Here is a 1,442-nt window from a genome sequence, read left to right on the forward strand (position 1 = left end):
CGCTGCTTGTCGAGGGCGTGGTGGTAGCTGTCGCGATAGTAGAATGCCAACCGGCCCGCAACGACGATCCCAACGACCAGTATTCCGACAGCCATAGTTCGCCAACTGAATGCGATATTCATCGCAGGCCATCCAGACAAAGGGCTGCATCTTCTTTTAGAGGCGATATCATGTTTGGTATCCTTCCTGCTTATCCTGGAGAAAATTTAATGCGTTTTTTAAAAAACACAGCCTGGCCATGTATCACCATCATTGTTGCTTGTGTTTCATGGGTCTTGGTTAACGGAGATAAAGTTGTAGATAACTTTCATGCCTTTCAGGCATGGTACGGGGCCTCTAAAGCGTTAGAGGGTATATGGAACAACTCTACTGAGTTCGATATTGATCCCCCAGAATGGCTAACAAACCAGAAGGACTTCGTTGAAGTTCGTATTACGCTGAAGAATTCGATTGTTGACGGTACGATTACTTCCGGAAAACTAAAGAGAGTCTTTCCATACGAATATGTCCTACTGACTGGCAAGAAAAGGGGCTTCCGCGATACCATAGATGCTTACGCATTTGACTATATACTCGGAAAAAAAATCCACTTCGGCTCCTTTATGCTCAGTCGTGAAGGAGAACGTTTATACGTGAAGGCAGATGAAACCGCGCAAAAGTATTTTCCAAAGGAGTCCTTTCTTCTGAAGGTATCTGAAGACGCTTTTCCAAATCTAAAAGCGGATAAATCAAGTGATAAGGAAAGCGAGACAAACGAGAACCCACCAATAAGGGGAATTTCTCGAAATCATATAGATAGCAATTAGTAAAAGTGGAAGATTCATAAACCATCCAGACAAAGGGCCTCTTCTTTATCAGCGCGATTTACCAGCCCGGGGAGAATGCGCCCACCTCCCCATACCCAGCGAGTGAACTGTCCGCAGGCGGCTTTAACCTGACCTGACCGCAGCAGGCTGAAAAGTGTTGAGGTGCGCATGTTGCCGCAGCCGGTCCGAAATGTCAGCGACACCGACGCGCTGAATGCGTTATCGGACAGGTCAAGCCCGTTGGCATAACGATTTACGCACTGCTCGGCATCAAGAATATTTTTCTCCCAATCGGCGGCGATCTGCTCATCTGTTTTGCGGTTGCCGGGCTTTACACCATGCGTATTGCCAATACCATCGGTCAGAATACCGGCTGGACAGTTATATGGATCTCGCCGGCAACCCTCCGCATTACCAATAAGCTCCAGCCCCCGCTGATTGGTGCGAACATGACCATTATCCAGTACCAAGCCGATGATTACCGCCACTGAACAAATGCCACCAGCAATACCCGTTTTTATTTTTGCTGACATAACATCCTCATTCGTTCATAGCGCGGTAAGCGGCTTTCGCCCGCTCTTTGTCATAGCCAACCGCCGTTAACTTATTAACCAGTTTGCGTTTGTAGTACCAGTT

General features: G+C 47.5%; 2 protein-coding genes. One reads left to right on the forward strand and one right to left on the reverse strand.

What is annotated here, in order from left to right:
- The coding region (locus BL249_RS19085) for a hypothetical protein (RefSeq protein ID WP_158234039.1) at positions 1-806 on the forward strand (806 nt) is incomplete at its 5' end.
- A gap of 14 nt (positions 807-820) precedes the next feature.
- Here BL249_RS19085 and BL249_RS18575 read toward each other — a convergent pair.
- Entirely contained in the window at positions 821-1,339 is a 519-nt protein-coding gene (locus BL249_RS18575; RefSeq protein WP_099707652.1) for a lysozyme, read from the reverse strand.
- Positions 1,340-1,442: the final 103 nt, after the last annotated feature.

Source organism: Erwinia sp. OLFS4 (assembly GCF_002752165.1).
Classification (GTDB): Bacteria; Pseudomonadota; Gammaproteobacteria; order Enterobacterales; family Enterobacteriaceae; genus Izhakiella.

What these genes read in the sequence shown, in the direction of transcription:
- BL249_RS18575 (WP_099707652.1), bottom strand. Translation starts at nt 1,339, where the DNA reads ATGTCAGCAAAAATAAAAACGGGTATTGCTGGTGGCATTTGTTCAGTG.